The following is a 19,291-nucleotide window of genomic DNA, read 5'->3' on the forward strand; positions in this document are numbered from 1 at the left end:
TTGCACCGGCAGCGCTGACTGGCAACAATGTGGCTGATCTTTCAGCGGTTCTGAAGCCAGTCTGTCATTTTTGGTCCTACAAAAGCACCAATCCGCTTGTGCTTTGGTCCGATTTACCTTCTAATAACAGAACCATCTGGGAGGAAAAGGCTTGCTGGATACGGAAGAGCGTCCTGAGATGCCCGCGGCTATTCTCGCCGCCCGCGCGGCCGACGCGATGGTGGCCGGCATAGAGGCCGACATCACGTCCGGAAGGCTTGGCGACGGCAGCTACCTGCCGGCCGAGCGCGAACTGATGATCGAGTATGGTGTGGGCCGGGGCGTTGTGCGTGAGGCGATTGCGCGCCTGGCCAGCCGCGGCCTAGTGGAAGCGCGTCCGCGGTTCCGGCCCGTGGCGCGCCGGCCTGGCCTGGATGCCGCGCTCGGCGCCCTCGACGGCATTGTAGGACATCTGCTGAGCGACCAGGCGGGCGTGAAGAACCTCTACGACATGCGCGTCTTCCTCGAGGCGTCGCTGGCGCGCAACGCCGCCATCCATGCCCGCAAGGATGACGTCACAGCCCTGAGGGCGGCGCTGGCGATGAACGAGGCGGCCATCCCGGATTCTGAGAAATTCTATGCGACGGACGTGGCGTTCCACGCAGCGCTCTATGACATCGCGCGCAACCCGGTGCTGCCTGTCGTGCACAAGGCATTTACCGCATGGCTGTCGCCGCATTGGATGCGCATGCCACGGTCGCCCGAGCGCAACCGCGTGAATTTCCTCAGCCATCGTGAAATCTGCACGGCCATCCTTGAGCGAGATCCTGACGGTGCCGAGCGGGCGCTGCTCAACCACCTCTCGGCGGCCTGGGAGTATGTCCGCGGAACATTCGAAAGCCGTGAGGCGCCGGAAGCATGACGCAGTCCTACGACCATATCGTGGTGGGCGGCGGAGCAGCCGGCTGCGTCGCGGCGGCAAGGCTTGTCAAAGCGGGACGGCGAACCCTGCTGCTGGAGGCCGGCCATTCCCATCATCACCCCTTGCTCGACATGCCGCCCGGCATCTTCAAGATGATCAACGGCTCGAAATTCATGCGCTATCACCGCACCGAGCCGCAGGCCCATCTCGACCGGCGCGTCCATGAAATCTCGCAAGGCAACGTGCTGGGCGGCGGCACCTCGGTCAACGCCCAGGTCTACATGCGAGGCCGCTCGGCCGATTATGAGGAGTGGGACGAGCTGCTGCGCGGCAACAATGCCGGCGTACGCTGGAACTGGCAGGCGGTGCTGCCGCATTTCACCGGCATGGAGGGAAACAACCGCCTCGGCGGCGAACTGCATGGAAGCGAAGGTCCGCTGCTGGTCTCGGATCCAGGCCACATCGATGATGTTTCCCGTTGGTTCGTCCAGGCCGTCCAAGGCCTTGGATTGCCGTACAACCATGACTTCAACGGACCGTCGCAGCGCGGGGTCGGCTTCTACCAGTTCATGAACCGGCGGGGAAAGCGAAGCAGCGCCGCCTATGCCTTCATCGAGCCGCTGACGAATGATCCCAAGCTGACGCTGAAACTCAATTGCACAGTCAGCCGGCTGCTGATCGAAAACGGTCGGGTCACCGGCGTCGTCTATTCGGATGCGTCGGGCGCCGAGCATACCGTCCATGCAGATGCCGACGTGATCGTCTCGTCCGGTGCCCTCGTCTCGCCGAAACTGCTCATGCTGTCCGGCATCGGCCCCGCCGAGGCGCTTGCCGGGCACGGTATTTCCTGCGTCGCCGACCTGCCCGGGGTCGGCGAAAACCTGATCGACCATCCGGAGGTGCCGATCATCGCCACCGCAAACGGCCCATACGGCTATTTCAGGCAGGGCCAAGGCTGGAGGATGATCAGGAACGGCCTGCATTTCAAGCTCTTCGGCACCGGCACGATCCTGTCAGCGGGGGTGGAGGCCGGAGCCTTCGTCAATCCGGCCGATCCCGAGGGCGAACCGACGATCCAGGCCTTCTGCGTGCCGCACGTCTATCTGGACCGCGATATCCTGACCTTGGTCGAGAACACCTATGGGCTTACCGTGACGACAGTGGTGGTGAAGCCAAAGTCGCGCGGTTTCGTAAGGCTGCGTTCGGCGGATCCGAAGGACATGCCGATCGTTTCGCCGAACCTCCTTAAACATCCCGACGACATGAGGGAAATGATCTGCGGCCAGCGTTATTTCCTGCAGGCTTTTCAGACCAAGCCGCTCGCCGATCGGGTCAAGGCCATTGCCGTGCCAAGCCAGGATGATCTCAGCGACGAAGCCATGACAAAGCATTGCAAGCGCTTTGTGAAGACCAACTACCATCCGGCCGGGACATGCCGGATGGGCTCGGACAGCGACCGGATGGCGGTGCTGGACGCGGCGCTGCGCGTGCGCGGAATAGACAATCTGCGGGTTGCCGACATGTCGGCCTGCCCCAACATCAATGCCGGCAATACGGCGGCGCCCGCCATGATGCTGGGCGACCGCTGCGCCGACTTTATTTTGGAGGCGGCATAGCGCCTGATCCAGCTTCCCGACGGCGTCATCGCCGAAGCCGTCTGGGCCGATATCGTGAGGAAATTACACAGTCGCTGAAAGCGACGATAAAGGAGGAAAGAGCATGATCATTACCCGTCGAAAACTACTGGTTGGCTCCGCCGTCGGCGCGGTCGCGCTGACACTCGGCTCACGCGCCTTCGCGGCGCTCCCGCCGCTCGCCAAGAAGGACAAGTACAAGGTCGGTTTCGCCCAGACGGAAAGCAACAATCCGTGGCGTCTTGCCGAGACCAAGAGCATGCAGGACGAAGCCGCCAAGCTTGGCCATCAGCTGGTCTACACGGATGCCGCCGGTTCGTCGGCCAAGCAGGCCTCCGACGTGAACTCGATGATCGCGCAGGGCGTCGACGCAATCTTCCTGCCGCCCCGCGAAGACAAGCCCCTGGTGCCGGTCATCCTTGCCGCGCGCGATGCCGGCATACCGGTGTTTCTGGTCGACCGCGACGTTGATCACACCATGGCAAAGCCGGGCGAGGATTATGTCTGCTTCATCGGTTCGGATTTCATCGAGGAGGCGACCCGCGTCGGCGAATGGCTGGTCAAGAACGCCAATGGCAAGTCGAAAATCATCGAGCTGGAAGGCACGACCGGAGCCTCGGCCGCTACCGACCGCAAGAAAGGCTTCGACGATTTCATCGCCAAGCACTCGCAGTTCACCATCCTGGCGTCGCAGTCCGGCGACTTCGCCCGCGACAAGGGCCGGCAGGTCGCCGAGACGCTGCTTCAGGCGCACCCTGATGCGGATATCATCTACGCGCATAATGATGAGATGGCGCTGGGCGCCATCGCCGCTTTGGAAGCAGCCGGCAAGACCCCGGGCAAGGATGTGCTGATCTTGTCGATCGACGGCGAGAAGGAAGGCGTCCAGGCGATCATTGACGGCAAGATCGGCGCTATCTGCGCTTGCAGCCCGCTGTTCGGGCCGAAGGCCTTCGCTACGATGGCCGACTATGCGGCCGGCAAGAAGATCCCGCCGTTCATCAAGAACGAGGATGCCTTCTTCGACGCCACGAACGCGAAGAAAGACTTCGATATTGCGTTCTGATATCCACTTTCTTTCCAGTTGCCCTACCCGCTTCGGCGGGTAGGGTTTGGGAGTTTGACGATGACCGCTCAGCCGGACCAAGCCGCGCTGCTCCTGGACATGCGTGACATCCAGAAGCGTTTTGCCGGCATCCCTGCCCTGGCCGATGCCTCGCTCCAGGTTCTTCCGGGCGAGATCCACGCACTCATCGGCCAGAACGGTGCGGGCAAATCGACACTTATCAAGGTGCTCACCGGCTATTACCGCCGGGATGCGGGGCAGGTGCTGTTCGAACGGAAGCCGTTCGAAGTTGGGTCTCCGCATCAGGCGCAGGTCAGCGGCATCAGCACCATCTACCAGGAGATCAATCTCGTACCGCTGCGCTCGGTGACCGAGAACATCTGCCTTGGACGCGAGAAGCGCCGCCGCGGCCTGCTCGACTGGAGCGCGATGCATGCGGAAGCCGAGCGCCTGCTCAGCCGCTTCTCGATCGGCATCGACGTGCGCCGCCCGCTCAGCGATTTCAACACCGCCACGCAGCAGATGGTGGCGATCGCCCGCGCCATCGGCTTTTCCGCCCGCCTCGTGATCATGGATGAGCCGACCTCCTCGCTGGACGAGCGTGAAGTCTCGGTCTTGTTCAGCGTTATCCGTCAGCTCAAGGCCGACGGCGTCTCCGTTCTGTTCGTCAGCCACAAGCTCGACGAGTTGTACGAGGTCTGCGACCGGGTCACGATCATGCGTGACGGCCGCACGGTGCGAAGCGCGGCGATGAGCGACATCGGCAAGCTGGAGCTGGTCGCGGCCATGCTCGGCCGCGACGTCGCAGCCGTCGAAAGCCACGCGACCGCGTTCGGCGAACGCGATCGGTCGAGGATCGGGGATGTGCTGTTTACCGCGCAAAGGCTGGCAGCCGGCCAGTTGGTCCGTGACGTGAGCTTCGACCTGCGCCGCGGCGAGATCGCCGGCTTTGCCGGCTTGCTCGGCGCCGGCCGCACCGAAACAGCCCGCCTCGTATTCGGCGCCGACCGCCGGAGCGCAGGCGAGATGACGATGGAGGGCGCGTCCTACCATCCCGCACGTGCCGCCGATGCCATCGCCGCAGGGATGGGCTTCTGCACTGAGGACCGCAAGGCCGAGGGCATCGTGCCGGAAATGACCGTCGCGGAGAACATAACACTGGCACTGCTGCCGAAAATCAGCCGCAATGGCATCCTGAACGAGGCCCGGCAGAAGGAGATCGTCGAGCGCTTCATTCGTGAACTCGACATCAAATGCTCGGGGCCTAACCAGAAGGTCCGCGAGTTGTCGGGCGGCAACCAGCAAAAGGTGCTGCTTGCCCGCTGGCTGGCAATGAACCCGAAGCTGCTCATTCTCGATGAGCCGACCCGCGGCATCGATGTCGGGGCCAAGGCCGAGATCCAGCGCCTCATCCGCAAGCTTGCCGATGACGGGCTCGGCGTGCTGATGATCTCCTCGGAACTCGAGGAAGTGATGGAAGGAGCCGACCGCATATTCGTGCTGCGCGAAGGAGTGAGGGTGGCCGAACTGGAAGGCCAGGCAGCCGACGAGGAGGACGTGCTCGCGGCGATGGCGCATGGCGGCGCGGCGAAGGAGGCAGCGTGAGCGATCTGGCCACACCATCCGCAGCCAACGACGCTGGAAACCGCCGCTTTGATGTGTTCGGTTTCCTGGCGCGCTACGGCACGGTGATCGCGCTTGTGCTGCTGGTGGTCTTCAACCTTGCCTATACGCGCAATTTCGCGACGCTGCAGACACTCAACGTCAACCTAACCCAGGTCTGCACAATTGTGATCGTCGCGGTGGGGATGACCCTGGTGATCGCCACCGGCGGCATCGACCTGTCGGTTGGTTCGCTGATGGCGATCTCCGGCGCATTGGCGCCGATGATCTTCATGGGCACGATCTTCCCGGTCGGAAACATCTATCTGGCGGTAGCCGTCGCGATGATTGCCTCGATCCTCGTCGCCGGCCTGTTCGGGCTGTTCAACGGCTGGTTGGTCTCGCGTTTCCGCATCCAACCGATCGTCGCAACGCTCGTGCTGTTCATCGCCGGGCGCGGGATCGCGCAGGTCATGACCAACGGCAATCTGCAGACCTTCCGCGTGCCGCAATTCCAGTGGATCGGACTTGCCCGCCCGCTCGGCATTCCCGCGCAGGTCATCATCATGGCCGTGCTGGTTGCGGCGGCCGCTTGGGCCCTTCACCGCACGGTGTTCGGGCGAAGCATCCTGGCGGTCGGCGGCAATGAAAAGGCCTCTGAACTCGCCGGCATCGCCGTATCGAGGATCAAGCTCGCTGTCTATGCGATCAGCGGCCTGTGCGCGGGGCTAGCCGGGCTCGTCGTCATTGCGATCAACTCCTCCAGCGACGCCAATCTCGTGGGGCTGGGCATGGAACTCGACGCCATCGCGGCGGTCGCGGTGGGCGGCACGCTGTTGAGTGGCGGAAAGGCCACAATCATCGGCACCCTGCTGGGCGCACTGACCATCCAGTTGGTGCGCTACACGCTGCTCGCCAATGGCGTGCCCGACGCCGCTGCGCTCGTCGTCAAGGCCGGCATCATCGCATTCGCCGTCTGGCTGCAGCAGCAACACCGGGTGTAATCCATGAACAGCGCCAGACTGGTTCGCATCATCGGCACTTACGGTGTCGTCATCGCGCTTGCAGCCCTCGTCCTGTTCGGATTCCTGCGCTACGACCGCTTCCTCGGCCTCTTCAACGTGATGAGCGTTCTGCGCTACAACTCGATGTTCGCGCTCGTCGCGCTCGGCATGTGCTTCGTGATCATGACCGGCGGCATAGACCTGTCCGTCGGCTCCGTCGCCGCCTTGGGCAGCGTCGCGTCGGCCCTGGCGAGCCCGCACGGCATCGTGGCAGGCCTTGCAGCGGGCGTTGGCGCCGGCCTGGCAGCCGGGCTGATCAACGCGCTCCTGGTTACGCGCGGAAACCTGATGCCATTCATCGCCACGCTTGCCACCATGCTGGCCGCAAGCGGCTCGGCGCTGCTTCTGGCCGGCAACCAGACCGTTTCGGTGTCTTATGATTCGGGCTTCACCGCCATCGGCCAAGGGAATTTCTGGATTTTCCCGATTCCGGCAGTCATCGCCCTGGTTGCCTATGCCGTCGGCTCAGTGGTCCTGAACTACACCAGCACGGGACGGACGGTGCTGGCCATCGGCGGTGGCGAGGATGCCTCGCGGCTGATGGGGCTGCGCACTGACCGCGTCAAATTTCTCGTCTATGTCGCAAGCGGGTGCCTGGCCGGGCTCGCCGGCGTCGTCCTCGCTTCTCAGTTCGGCGCAGGCCAGCCGATCGAGGGCGTCGGCTGGGAGCTGTTTGCCATCGCAGCCGTGGTCGTGGGCGGGACGCTGCTGACCGGCGGCTCGGGCTCGGTGTTGACCACGCTGGCCGGCGTGCTGTTGCTCGGGATCCTTTTCAACGTCCTGAACTTCGAAAACGGCATGGGTTGGATTTCGCTGTCAGCGTACTGGCAGTCGGTGATCCGCGGGCTGTTTTTGCTCGTCGTCGTCCTTCTCCAGGCACGGCTTACGGCAAGGCGCGAAACTGCCTGAGGATGGCGAGCACACTCGAGCACGACGAGCTCAAAAGAGCTCTGACGCTGCAGAATAAGTGCGCGTTGCGCGCCCGGCCAATGAGCGCATCCCGCAGACTTTCTGCGGCGATGCTTCCCCGGTGCACCTGGGGTCCGACACCCTTGGAGCGGGATCCGCAAGCGGATCCTGGTGCAGTCACATGGCCGTCCTGGAGACGGTCATTTCCCGGCGACCGCCACGAACACGGACTGCCCCTGCCTTTCCAGCCGAAACAGGATGGGCTTGCTCTGCCGGCGAGAGTTCGCCCACTCCTCGACGATATCCGAAGGCTCCGTCACGCGCCGATCGTTGGCCGATATGATGACATCGCCGGGCTGCAATCCGCTCCGGGCGGCAAGGCCATCGGGAGCCACTTCCACGACGAAGACGCCGGTTGTTCCTGATTTGATGCCTAGCTGCTGACGCGCCTGATCCGGAATCGGGCTGAGGGATAGGCCGAGGCCTTCGGCCGCCGACTTCTTGTCGGGAACAGCGCCGGTCTTCACCTCCGCATCCTTGCGCTCACCGATGACAAGCGCGATCTCCTGGTCCTTGCCGCCGTTACTCCGTGTCAGAGTGGCCTTGCTGCCAGGCTTCTGACTAGCCGTCGCAAGCGTGAGGTCATGGACACCCTCAATGCCCTTGCCGTTGAATCGGGTGATCACGTCACCCGGCTTCAAGCCGGCTTTCTCCGCCGGGCTGCCGGGCTCGACCGAAGCAACCAGCGCGCCCTTGTCATCCTTCATCCCGAGGGCCTCAGCCAGCGACGGCGTGATGTCCTGCAGGCGGACCCCGATGAAGCCGCGCTCGATCCGGCCGGTTCGGATCAACTGGTCGGCGATGCTCTGGGCGGTGCGCGATGGCACCGCAAACCCGATTCCGATGCTGCCGCCCGACGGCGAGACAATGGCGGTGTTGACGCCGATCACCTCGCCACGTGCGTTGAACAGCGGACCGCCCGAGTTGCCTCGATTGATCGACGCGTCCGTCTGGAGAAAATCGTCGTACGGCCCGGCTTGAATGTCTCGCGAGCGGGCCGAAAGGACGCCGACAGTGACTGTCCCCCCGAGCCCGAAGGGACTGCCGATCGCGATTGTCCATGCGCCCGGCTGCATTGCATCCGAGTCGCCCCATTTGGTCGTGGTCATGTTGGGCCGCGGGTCGACCTTCAGCACCGCTATATCGGTGGCGGGGTCACGGCCGACCAATTGCGCCGGCGCCGTTTCCTTGTCGGAAAATACGACATGGATCTCTGTCGCATCGGCAACGACATGGTTGTTGGTGACGATGTAGCCGTCGGCACTGATCACAAATCCGGAGCCAAGCGCCTCCCTCACCTGCGGCTGAACGGGTCCGAGGCCCTGGCCATCGAACGGACTTGTAAAGTCGCCCGCCGTCGTCTGGTCCTGGACAACCTCCCGGGTCGTGATCGCGACCACGGCCGGCAATTTCTGCTGGATGATCGCTGTGAAGTCGGTCGGGGTATCCTGGGCCAGGACAGGCGCCACGCCACTGGCCGAGAGCATCAGCGCAATCGCAATCAAGCGCGTTGCAAATCGTCTTTGCATATCGTGAGACATTGCTGGACCTCCTGCCGGACAGCCCCGGCCGCTCGGCCGCGCCGCGCGGAGCCGGTGCTCCGGACGCTAGAACTGCCAACAAAGCTGTTTGTTTCAGCCCCCCGGAAAAATGGCACGGCCAGGAAAAATAGCCCGACCGCGAGGGTCCGGAAGGCAGCAGCCGGGAATCATTGAGGCCGTCGAGTTGAACCGTCCACAGGACTGGTCCCGGACGTGGCAGAAATCAGCAAAGCGACTTCGTCAGCTCCGGCAAATGCCCGATATGCCCATGGAGCCAACCTAGCGGCTGAGGTGCCTCTACCGGGCCTGGTGCGAAAAGGATCTGCAATGAAAGAGGGAGCTCCACAGCCGCCGAGAGACGCGGCTGTGATCACCACCGCTCGAACTCCCTCAAGGGAACAAAAGGGTACCAACTAAGTTCGGCCCCCATAATGAGGATGCCTATATGGACCTGTTGCCCCAGTCTGCCGAACACACCGTCTCCCCGCCGCCCGCTCCAGACCTTCACCGGCTTTTGTTCGATCCAAACTTGCGTATACACGGCTTGATTGATGACACTGTCGTCACCAAAGCCTTGGACGATTTGAAAGCCGTGCGTTCCGGGGAAGACGATCTCTACGTTGAAATCGACACGCCCGGAGGCGACGCCGACGGCGCGCGACGTCTAGCTCTAGAGTTCAAACTTTTTCTGAAACACTCGGGCCGCAACGGCTACATCATTGGCAAGAATACGGTTTACTCTGCCGGGGTAACGGTCCTTGCCGCTTTCCCGAAAGCCTGCAGGTTCCTTTGCCCGCAAGCAGTCCTGCTGATTCATGAAAGAAGGCTTGAGAAAGACTTGGTTCTGAATGGACCAATTCGAAGCTGTCTTCAGATCGTTCGCGAACAACTTGCGCTGTTGGAAACGGCAGAGCGACTCGAGAATGAAGGGTTCGCCGATCTCGTCCAAGGTTCTCGAACATCGCTGGAAGAGCTGCGCGACCATGCCCTGAACAGCTGCTACCTGATGGCAGCAAGAGCTTTGGAGCTAGGCCTTGTTGAAGACATTGCCCATTAACTTGATGCCTCGATGCAAACGGCAGAGCGGAGTCAAACACGCTTGCCTCACTCATGTCGGCGGCGACCATGAACGACGAGGTTGACAAGATAGAGCGGGCCGGCGGCTGTCTTTGCGGGTCTGTGAGGTATGTTGTCACCGGCGCGCCGTTGCGCGTTGGCTTGTGTCATTGCCAGGATTGCAAGCGAACCAGCGGCAGCACCTACAGTGCCTTTGCCGTGTGGCCGCGGTCGGCTTACCAGTGCAAGGGCGAGCTTGCGGCGTTCAACGGCAGAGGTTTTTGTCCGGCATGCGGGTCGCGCGTGGTGAATCTCCGCGACGACGAAGCCGAGATCATGATCGGCACTCTCGACGATGCGCCAAACGACCTTCTCCCGACATACGAGCTTTGGACCCCCCGGCGCGAAGCCTGGCTCCACAACCTGCCTTGGGCTGACCAATTCGCGGGCGATCGCACCGAAGAAGGCCAAAATTGGCGCGAGGCCCGACGAGTATGACCATGCTCGAATGGCCCTCCACCCCTTGAACCGTGAAAGTCAGCTTGATGCGCGATGAATCACTCAAGTTCTTGAAGGAAATTGTGGCGACCCCGTCGCCGAGCGGCTTTGAGCAACCCGTAGCGGAGCTTTTCCGCGAGTATGTTCGTCCCTATGCCCACAGGTTGACCACGGACGTCATGGGCAATGTCACGGCGATCATCAATCCTGAGGCGTCTATGCGCTTCATGTATGCCGGGCACATGGATGAGGTCGGCTTCATCGTCCATTACATCGACGATGACGGCTTTCTTTTCTTCAGCACCATAGGTGGAACGGACGTTGCCACTGAAATCGGCCAGCGTGTCTGGGTGCACGGCAAGGAGCCGATCCTGGGCGTCGTAGGTCGCAAAGCAATCCAGACGTTCAAAGCCTCTGACACGTCTCAAACTCCCTCGCTGATGGAACTATGGATCGATATCGGCGCGAGTTCGCGAGAGGAAGCGTTGAAGGTCGTAGAGGTCGGCAGCGCGGTCACTATCCACGGCGAGTTTGCGGCGCTACAGGGCAACCTTGCTGTCGGACGAGCGTTCGACAACAAGGTTGGCCTCCTCATCGGCGCCGAGGTCCTGCGCTGCCTCTCCGAGGAGGGAGGCGTTCACCCCGGCGTGGGCCTCTATATCCTGGGTACGGTTCAAGAGGAAATTGGTTCCCGAGGCGCGATGACCTCAGCGTTCAATATCGCGCCTCGAACCGGCCTCGCAATTGATATGGGCGTGGCAATGGACTATCCGCGCGCTCGCGCCGAGGATCAGGGCAAACTGGACCTTGGGAAAGGGCCGGCAATCACTCAAGGCGCGAACACCAACCCGGTGGTGTTCAATCTGCTGAAGTCGGTGGCCGAGAAAGAGGGCCTACCTTATCAGCTTCAGGCGGTGGGCAGCTCAAGCCCTACCGACGCGCGTGTCATGCAGCAGAACCGAGGCGGCGTCGCAAGTGGGGTGCTCTCCGTGCCTTTGCGTTACATGCATACCCCGTCGGAAGTTGTTTGCCTGGATGATGTGCAAACGACGATTGACCTGGTTTGTGCATATTGCCGGCAATTGACGCCGGAGATCGACTTCACGCCAAGATGAGGCGGCGGGATTGATTGTGGAAGTCGTGGCTCCAACAGTCGCCGATCTGGCGCCTGTCGCCTACCGCCTGGTGCGTCGGTCACCGCGCACCTGCGAAAACCCAACCACGGTCCACTGGGGAGCGCGCCTCAGGTCACCGCGACCGCTTCCACCAAACGCCTGAGGAAATCCGTCAGACCGGCTTCAGGATCATCACCTGCGCCAACGAGCACCGAAATACCCCAGCGCCCAAGCACGGCCTCCTCCACAGGGTTGCGGCTGGGCATGAAGATGAACGAAGGGGGACGATCTTTCTCATATCCAGACCGGTGCCAGGTTTGCCAAAGCCGGTGCAACAGCAGCCGGATGTTTGGATCGGAGAGGCTATAGCCAATGAACAGGATCGTGCTGCCGAGAGCATCGGAGCGAAAGCGGACATCAAGGGGAGAATTGAAGGACAGGCGGTCAAGATAGTCGGTTTCGGTGAGGACAAGGGAAGAGTCCTCGTCAAAGTCGCCGTGAAATTTCACGATGTGCGTTATGCCTCGACGGGCCTGCGCAACGTGCCGTGCGTTGGCCACTTTCACGTACTCTCGACCGTGGATTTCAAAAGCGAGTTCCAGGTTCCGGTCATAGTTCGTCGTATAGATGACGGGAAAATCGAGCGTCACGATGAGACGGTGCAATTCCGATTTCTCGATCCGTTCCTTGGCGACAGACCAGTTTCTGTCCATCCAACTGCGAAGTGGTCCGATGCTGCCATGCTTGATCCGATAGTATTCGGCCAAGGTCTGAAAACGATCGCGTCGCGTGGAAAATTCATCGTCGACGCCGAGCTCCTTTGCCATTCGCTCGATGAGCTTCTCCCAAGACGGAAGTCCGACGCTGATCGATACCCCCGCCCCCACAAACAAAATTGCGCTGCGATGACGAATTGCGTTGGCGAGCGAAGCTATAGGATCATCATCGTTCATGGATAGGTCTTCCGAAGCCACTCGCGTGGGCCGGACCTAAAGGTGCGTGCCCCGTGCGCGGATCTTGGACGGGGCCCCGCAATTCGAGCCAGCACGGCGCACTGCGGGAGCATCGTGCCCCGCCGTCATCGACTAAATCGGATCGACCGTGCACCAGCCAGCCCAGAGGGGGCGGTCCTTGCAGTCCTGCCGAGCCGCTTGCCACCCGAACTGAAGTAGCGGCTGCGAGGACACTGGCTGTGAACTGGAACCGGCGCTGTTGCGGTTTACTGGCCACGATGATTCAGTTCTGCGCCAGCATATTGCGCAAAGCTCTATCGAGTTTCGCATTCACCAAGAGGTTGCGCCGCTTCGCGCCGATAAAGATGGCGAGAGAGTAAATCATTGTAAGAACAGAAATCATCGTCATTCCGGCCTAAACATCAGCGACCGGAGATGTTCCATGCGCCCGGAAATATTCCAGTGCAGGTGTTTTAAATCGCCGAAGCTACGCGCTCAATGCGCGGTTGGTTTCGTGTCCAGGGCGGACGAATTAGCGCAAGGCGGTATTCATCCTCCCACATCGGCGGCGGACTGAAGCGAAATGCTGGTTGTGTCCCCCAGGATGCAATGAAACGCCGATGCTTTGCATGCGGCCCGGAACAAATGCTCGCTTGCACAGTTCGAGCCATGCAGCGGTCGACCCCCGCGCTGCAAGATCGGTAGCCCGATCGCCCGCGCCGGCCCCTCCCACGGCGCGGGCTTTTGTTTGAATTCACGCTGTCGGGGTTGGAGTCGCTCCGCCGTTGTCGCGAGCCGGCTGATATACGCGCTGTCCGGGGCTCGCGGGATGTCGGCGACATCGGCAGTCGCGCAGTCCGGCAGGTCAGCCGATGCACGGGAACAACGCGGCACTGTGATGGTTTGGTGGCCTCGGAAGGTGGCAGAGAACGATGGGCAAAAAGCCCAAACAGCACGCAAAATCCACGGCGGATCGCGAAAATGCGATCGAAGCGCTCTACTTCGCGCGCAAGTGCGGCCTTACGAAGGAAGAGGCACTCAAGATGCTCAGGGAAGCCCCGATCGGGATCGATGATGAAGCCGAAGAGCGCTCCGGCAGTTAGAGTCGATCGCCAATCGCGCGTCGCAGCCGGCCGCGGCGCATGATCTTCTTCACTTCCGATACGCATTTCAACGATCCGCGCATTCTGCGCCTCGACCGGCGTCCCTTCGCCTCGTTGGTAGAGCATGACCAGGCGCTGGTTGCGTTTTGGAACGAAACCGTTGGCCCGAACGACGAGGTCTGGCACCTCGGCGATTTCGCCAAGGGTCCAGCCGAGACCGTGTCTTCACTGCTGTCGTCTCTTAACGGGTCCAAGCACCTGATTATTGGCAACAATGACAGCGCCGCCACCATTGGCGACCCGGCCTGGGCGAGCGTGCACCACTACATGGAGCTTCTTGTCGAGGGCCGCTTGCTGGTTCTGTGTCACTATCCTTTTCGCACCTGGAACCAGATCGGCAAGAGATCGGTAAACCTGCACGGTCATTCGCACGGTCGTCTGAAGCCGATGACGCGCCAGCATGATGTCGGCGTCGACGCCTGGGGGTTTCGTCCGGTAACCTTTGCTGCCATTCAGGCCAGTCGCCGGCGGGGTTAGCCCGGCAGAACGCCGGGCGAGCGAAGGTCTCAGCTTTGCGGGATTCGAGCCGACGAGAGGCCGTCTGTAATCCTGCCGGGCCTGCCACAACGCGACAATCCTGGTTGGGCGACTTCAAATAGGAGAACTGCTTCATATATGCGGTTTTCGCGGTACGCGGACCGCGCCACACCATCAGCTTGAGTGTGGCGAAGTCTTACGGAAGCCCCACCGGCCGTCGCAGCGCGAGATCGAACGCATCGCCTGAGCTCAGCACGTGAACCCTCAGATCATGAATCGAAAGGGCGGCATCAGGCTCACCTTCCGCGATGTTGGAATGGGTCACGCCGGCTGCATCGACCAGATAGACAGCGCCGCTGCCGATGACCTTGAACATCTCGCCCTTCACCACGATCGCCGTGTCTTCATCGATGCCGATGCCGAGGACGCGCGGGTTCTGCGACACCGCCCCGATGAGCCGCCCAATGCGGCCCCGTTCCGCAAAGTGCTGGTCGATGATGACATTCGGCAGCAGGCCCAGTCCCGGCGCCATCCGAATGTGGCCGATCCGAAAGGACGCTGCGTTCGGCCCCTTCACCATCATCGTGTCGCTCATGACCGACGCGCCCGCGGAGGTGCCGGCAATGACGCCTCCGGCTTCATAGATTTCGTGCACCCGCTCGTCGATGGGCGTGTCGCCGATCTGGCTGGTGATCCGGAGCTGGTCGCCGCCGGAGAAGAACACCGCACTCACGTCTGCGAGCGCACTTATTTTCTTTTCATGAGCTGCCTCGAGGCGGTCGTTGACGTAGAGCTCGATGACATCCTTGATGCCCAGTTCACCGAAGGACCTCTGATACTTCTCGAGATAGCCATCCGGCTCATGAGACGCGATGGTGGCAAGCACCAGGCGGCCGTTCGGAACCAGGCTCGCCACCTCCTTCAAGATGACACGATCGCCATCATGGTCCTCGTGGCCGCCGATGATGACGAGCGTTCCGGCTTTACCGTTCGAGGATCGTTTTTTCTTCTTGTCGGTCATTTGTCCACGTCTTTCTTGCGCAGGAAAACGTGTGGGTGGTTGTCCTCGCTGGTCATGAATGCGACTGCGAACTCCCTGCTGTTATGCGCCCATCCAGACACGCCGGTCGCGGTAAGCACGATGGCTCCGGCTTCGCCGCCGATCGCCTCGACTTCCTTGAGCGCGGGATTCAGCACCTGCTCCAGGCCGCCTTCAGCCTGCCCCGAGGACAATGCCTGCCGCGCCGAGAGTGCCTGCATGACACGGGCCGCGAGAGCCTTTCGCGCAATATGCTCACCGTCTCCCGAGAAGGCGACGGCTCCCAATTGGTTGTCGGCATAGTAGCCGCAACCGGGTTGCGGAGAATCCCCCACACGACCCGGAGCACTGCCGTCCAGTCCGCCGGTCGAAGTGCCCACGGCGATGTCCCCGTACTGATCCAGGGCAACCACACCGATCGTATCCTTCGCCTCCGACTTGCTGGAGGCGTCGCGCTGCTGCGGCGTGATCAAATCCGCCGGATCGCAAAGCTCCAGCTGCTTGTCGGCGGCGAAACGCCGGGCCCCCTCCGACGCCAGCAGGATCGGCTCCTCATGCAGCATGGCCTTCGCGACACTGATTGGATGGCGCACGCCCTTGATCACTGCGACGGCACCTACATTGAAGTCCCTGCCCTCCATCAGGCCAGCGCACATCTCGACCTCGCCGTCCGAATTGAGGGCACTTCCATATCCCGCATTGAATGTCGGGTCGGCCTCGAGGACGCGACCGGCAGCTTCCACGGCATCGACCGCCGTTCCGCCGCCGGCCAGGACGGCCCGACCTGCCTCGAGCGCCTCGATGCATCCGTTGCGATGCGCCTCCTCCTCTTGCGGATCGATCTCCTTGGCGCCGCCGTGCAGGATCAGCGACCACATCAGCCAGCCCTCAGATGGCGAATATGGGTCTGATCGGGCCCTCCCCTCGAAGGCGTCGCGCCTCCGAAGCCGGTTACCTGCCGCCACACGGCTTCAACGTCGTCGACGGTCAGCACGACAAGGTCGTTTTCCCGTGCAAGCCGGAGACACACGTCGACGGCCTCCTTCTCGGGACAGACGGCGTGAATGCGGCCTGGGGCGCAGCCGGCGTTCAAGGCACCTTCCCGCAGCAAGCCGGCGATCGCTCCGGGGGCTCGGCCGCGCAGCTCCTGCTCATCCTCCTTGAAGACGATGACGTCGAATATCCGCGAAGCGATCGCGCCCATCTCGCGGATGTCGCAATCGCGGCGGTCGCCCGGTATGGCGACCAGGCCGATCGTGCGCTGATAGCCGCGCCTCATGTGGGAAACGAGCTTTCCGAGCGCCCTCAGCCCCTCCGGATTGTGCGCATAGTCGACGATCGTGCGGAAACCATGCCCGTCGAAGACGTTGAGGCGACCGGGAGATTGCTCGAACGAGGTGCCAAACTCCGCCAGCGCCGCCCGGATCGTTGCCGCCGGAACGTCGTGGCAATGCGCCATAGCGACGGCTGCCAGGCTGTTGGCAACGTTGAATTCGGCCGAACCCTCGAAGGTCGCGGGAATTTCGTCGACGCTCATCAGGAACATCGATTCCCCATCCTCGTGGATGAAAATGTCCCAGCCGTCGCTGCTGGGCTCCCGCGTCACGGCGCGGCCGCCTTCCGCCAGGTGGCTGCGCAAGAAACCGGGCCACTCGCTCCTGCTCGCCAGCGAGAAGTAGCAGATCCTGCCGCCGGCATCTCGCGACATTGCGGACGTGTGGACGTCGTCGGCATTAAGAATGCTCCATCCGCCGCGGCGGACGGACTCGACCACGACCGATTTCACCTCCGCCAGGTCCTCGATCGTGTCGATGCCCCTCAGCCCGAGATGGTCGCCGTGGACGTTCAGAACCGCGCCAACATCGCATGCATCGAAGGCAAGCCCTTCGCGCAGGATGCCGCCGCGCGCACATTCCAGCACCGCGACATCGACACCCGGCTCGCGCAGCACGATCCTGGCGCTCTGCGGACCGGAGCAGTCCCCTGTCATGATCCGCTCGCCGTTCAAGTAGACGCCGGTGGTGGAGGTGAGCCCGACGGTTGCCCCATTCGCCTGCAGGATGTGCGCCAGCATCCGGGCAGTGGTCGACTTGCCGTTGGTTCCCGTGATCGCGAAGATCGGAATCCGGCCGTCCTTGCCGCCTTTGAAGAGAAGATCGAGCACGGGCCGTGCGACGTTGCGGGCGCGCCCCGACGAGGGTTCGAGATGCATGCGAAAGCCAGGACCGGCATTCACCTCTATGATGCCGCCGCCGGTTTCGCTCACCGGCCGTGAGATGTCGGGACAGACGAAGTCGATCCCGGCAATGTCGAGGCCGACGATCTGTGCCGCCCGCCTGGCGATCAGCGCGTTTTCGGGATGGATTTCTTCCGTTCGGTCGATCGCGGTCCCACCGGTGGAGAGATTGGCGGTGGGCCGCAAGAGCACCATTTGACCCGGCGCTGGAACGCTCGCCAGGGTGAGCTGCGATTTTGACAGGAAATGCTCGACGCATTCGTCGATCTCGATGCGGGTCAATACCGAGGAATGGCCCTCTCCCCTTCGTGGGTCGCGGTTCGTCTCCTCGACGAGCTCGGCGACAGAACTCCGGCCATCGCCGACCACATGGGCCGGAACCCTCTCGGCGAGCGCCACCACCTTTCCGCCGATCACCAGGATCCTGTGGTCCGAGCCGACGAAATGCTGCTCGACTATAACGCTACGGCTGTGTTCTCGCGCCTGTTCGAAGCCCCAGCGGACCTCGTCTTCTGTTGCCAGACCGATGTTGACGCCGCTTCCATGATTGCCATCGAGTGGTTTGGTGACCACGGGGTAGCCCAGCCGTGCTGCCGCCGCGACTGCGTCCTGCGCCGATCGCACCAGCTCCCCGCGTGGCACCGGCAGGCCGGCCTGTTGCAGCAGGAATTTGGTCAGGTCCTTGTCCGAGGCGATCTCGGTCGCAATCTCGGAAGTGAGGTCGCTGCAACTGGCGCGGATGCGCTTCTGATGCTTTCCGTGACCAAACAGCACGAGGCTGCTGTCGTCGATCCGCGCCGCCGGAATGCCTCGCCTCTCGGCCTCGCGCACCAAGGAAGCAGTCGTAGGCCCCAAGGCACGCTCGGCGGCCAGAAGCTTGAGCTGCTGCAGCCTGGCTGCGAACTCGAATGGCCCCTGCGTTTCCGCAATGTCGCCGAGCCCCTCGACACCATGGAGATTGGCCGGCAGCAGGCTGTCCACCAGTTCGAGCGCGACGCGCCCGGCGAGCAGCCCGACAAGCTCGTCCTTGTAGGCGAACATGACGTTATAAGTGCCCGGACTGCCTTTGACCGACCGTGTCTTTCCTCGTGTCACCCGGTGACCGAGCATGCTCTGCAGTTCCAGGGCGACATGCTCGACGACGTGGCCGAGCCAGGTTCCTTCCTGCATGCGGCGGACGAAGCCGCCGGCGGCGCCATAGCTGCAGCCATGGCCCGCAAGGCCGGGCAACAGTCGGACGATTTGTTCGGAAAACCCGGGCAGTTTGTCTGTCGGGAACGCCTCAAGGGCTCCGAGGTCGATCCGAATCTGGACCATTGGCGTCATGCTATAGAGGTGCGGCCCGCGAAACACGCGGGCGTCCACGACGCGGATAGGGCGAAAACGCGAGGCGCCCCGATGAATTTCTTTGTCCGACATAGTCCGTTTCTCCTGACTAACTCCGCAACATCCGGAGGATCGGTTAGTTCCCGGCCTTTCAGCCCAAATATTTTTGCAGGAGAGAGAAACAAAAGTGGCCGTTAACATATGTTGGACCAAGAACACCCTCTGGTCATCTCGGCCACGTGCGGTCGCTGTTCTGAGGGCTACTTATCTCTCGGGACGAGGCGGGCCAGGCATTCGCTCGTTTTCACAAGCATTCGCCGGCACATCGCGGCCGTTGAGCTAGTGCCCGGCTTTAGCTCATGGCGACCCATTGTGCGGGTCCAGCACTGAGGCATTAATCTTCAGCACGCCTTCGGCACCCGGGAACACTTCCAGACGCGTCAGGTTTGGAACCATCCTTGCACCGGAACTACAGCCATGCAGAGTCGAAAATCGGTGAAGGCCGCGCTCGTCAAGGAGATCGACGCGGTCCGCCTTCGTATCTCGCTGCTTGAAAGCGAGCTATGCAGAGATGGCAGACCCAGGCAAATTGGATGGCGTTCAGGATACGAACTGAACGCCCACAAAGCCCGCCTTGCTCGACTGGAGACC

Annotated in this window: 16 protein-coding genes; 11 read left to right on the forward strand and 5 right to left on the reverse strand. The window is 62.2% G+C overall.

Annotation, left to right across the window (positions count from 1 at the left end):
- Window positions 1–151 precede the first annotated feature (151 nt).
- The 6 genes from X727_RS153790 to X727_RS153765 all read left to right on the forward strand — a co-directional run bounded on the left by X727_RS153790 (window position 152) and on the right by X727_RS153765 (window position 7,176).
- A complete protein-coding gene (locus X727_RS153790; RefSeq protein WP_023707502.1) occupies window positions 152–901 on the forward strand; it encodes an FCD domain-containing protein in 750 nt (249 codons plus the stop codon).
- Window positions 898–2,517 (forward strand): GMC family oxidoreductase, encoded by a 1,620-nt coding sequence (locus tag X727_RS153785; protein WP_023834096.1) that lies wholly within the window; start codon window positions 898–900, stop codon window positions 2,515–2,517. The genes X727_RS153790 and X727_RS153785 overlap by 4 nt, the downstream gene beginning before the upstream one ends.
- Window positions 2,518–2,620: 103 nt before the next feature.
- On the forward strand, window positions 2,621–3,601 hold the full coding sequence (locus X727_RS153780; protein WP_023745095.1) for an ABC transporter substrate-binding protein: 981 nt from the start codon (window positions 2,621–2,623) through the stop codon (window positions 3,599–3,601).
- Between the two features lie 60 nt (window positions 3,602–3,661).
- Complete coding sequence (locus X727_RS153775) at window positions 3,662–5,206, forward strand: sugar ABC transporter ATP-binding protein (protein ID WP_023834097.1); 1,545 nt, start codon at window positions 3,662–3,664, stop codon at window positions 5,204–5,206.
- Window positions 5,207–5,259: 53 nt separating this feature from the next.
- Window positions 5,260–6,207 carry an ABC transporter permease gene (locus X727_RS153770; protein ID WP_245262660.1) on the forward strand — a complete coding sequence of 316 codons (948 nt, stop codon included), beginning with the start codon at window positions 5,260–5,262 and terminating at the stop codon, window positions 6,205–6,207.
- A 3-nt stretch (window positions 6,208–6,210) separates the two neighbouring features.
- Window positions 6,211–7,176, forward strand: coding sequence for an ABC transporter permease (locus tag X727_RS153765; protein ID WP_023672667.1), 966 nt, complete (start codon window positions 6,211–6,213; stop codon window positions 7,174–7,176).
- 200 nt (window positions 7,177–7,376) lie between these two features.
- Here the strand turns inward: X727_RS153765 and X727_RS153760 are convergent, their stop codons facing one another.
- The gene (locus tag X727_RS153760) at window positions 7,377–8,777 is read right to left on the reverse strand and encodes a Do family serine endopeptidase (protein WP_023745096.1); all 1,401 of its coding nucleotides are present in this window, start codon (window positions 8,775–8,777) and stop codon (window positions 7,377–7,379) included.
- A gap of 445 nt (window positions 8,778–9,222) precedes the next feature.
- On the opposite strand from X727_RS153760, the gene X727_RS153755 reads away from it, so the two are divergent.
- From X727_RS153755 to X727_RS153745, 3 genes are all read left to right on the forward strand, one after another.
- A complete protein-coding gene (locus tag X727_RS153755; protein WP_023672669.1) occupies window positions 9,223–9,834 on the forward strand; it encodes an ATP-dependent Clp protease proteolytic subunit in 612 nt (203 codons plus the stop codon).
- 68 nt (window positions 9,835–9,902) lie between these two features.
- On the forward strand, window positions 9,903–10,331 hold the full coding sequence (locus tag X727_RS153750; protein ID WP_050589274.1) for a GFA family protein: 429 nt from the start codon (window positions 9,903–9,905) through the stop codon (window positions 10,329–10,331).
- 47 nt (window positions 10,332–10,378) lie between these two features.
- Window positions 10,379–11,446: a M20/M25/M40 family metallo-hydrolase gene (locus tag X727_RS153745; RefSeq protein ID WP_023672671.1), complete on the forward strand. Its 1,068-nt coding sequence runs from the start codon at window positions 10,379–10,381 to the stop codon at window positions 11,444–11,446.
- A gap of 128 nt (window positions 11,447–11,574) precedes the next feature.
- Here the strand turns inward: X727_RS153745 and X727_RS153740 are convergent, their stop codons facing one another.
- Complete coding sequence (locus X727_RS153740) at window positions 11,575–12,399, reverse strand: SIR2 family protein (protein ID WP_023834098.1); 825 nt, start codon at window positions 12,397–12,399, stop codon at window positions 11,575–11,577.
- 932 nt (window positions 12,400–13,331) lie between these two features.
- On the opposite strand from X727_RS153740, the gene X727_RS1000000166315 reads away from it, so the two are divergent.
- Window positions 13,332–13,502 carry a hypothetical protein gene (locus X727_RS1000000166315; RefSeq protein ID WP_023834100.1) on the forward strand — a complete coding sequence of 57 codons (171 nt, stop codon included), beginning with the start codon at window positions 13,332–13,334 and terminating at the stop codon, window positions 13,500–13,502.
- A 39-nt stretch (window positions 13,503–13,541) separates the two neighbouring features.
- A complete protein-coding gene (locus X727_RS153735) occupies window positions 13,542–14,039 on the forward strand; it encodes a hydrolase (protein WP_023738740.1) in 498 nt (165 codons plus the stop codon).
- Between the two features lie 196 nt (window positions 14,040–14,235).
- Here the strand turns inward: X727_RS153735 and X727_RS153730 are convergent, their stop codons facing one another.
- The 3 genes from X727_RS153730 to cphA are packed head-to-tail and all read right to left on the reverse strand — an operon-like array spanning window position 14,236 to window position 18,859.
- Window positions 14,236–15,060: a cyanophycinase gene (locus X727_RS153730; protein WP_023710470.1), complete on the reverse strand. Its 825-nt coding sequence runs from the start codon at window positions 15,058–15,060 to the stop codon at window positions 14,236–14,238.
- Complete coding sequence (locus X727_RS153725) at window positions 15,057–15,956, reverse strand: isoaspartyl peptidase/L-asparaginase family protein (protein ID WP_023738739.1); 900 nt, start codon at window positions 15,954–15,956, stop codon at window positions 15,057–15,059. Before X727_RS153725 ends, X727_RS153730 begins: the two co-directional genes overlap by 4 nt.
- Window positions 15,956–18,859 carry a cyanophycin synthetase gene (gene cphA / locus X727_RS153720; RefSeq protein WP_245274154.1) on the reverse strand — a complete coding sequence of 968 codons (2,904 nt, stop codon included), beginning with the start codon at window positions 18,857–18,859 and terminating at the stop codon, window positions 15,956–15,958. The genes X727_RS153725 and cphA overlap by 1 nt, the downstream gene beginning before the upstream one ends.
- Window positions 18,860–19,291: the final 432 nt, after the last annotated feature.

Source organism: Mesorhizobium sp. L103C105A0 (assembly GCF_000502215.1).
Classification (GTDB): domain Bacteria; phylum Pseudomonadota; class Alphaproteobacteria; order Rhizobiales; family Rhizobiaceae; genus Mesorhizobium.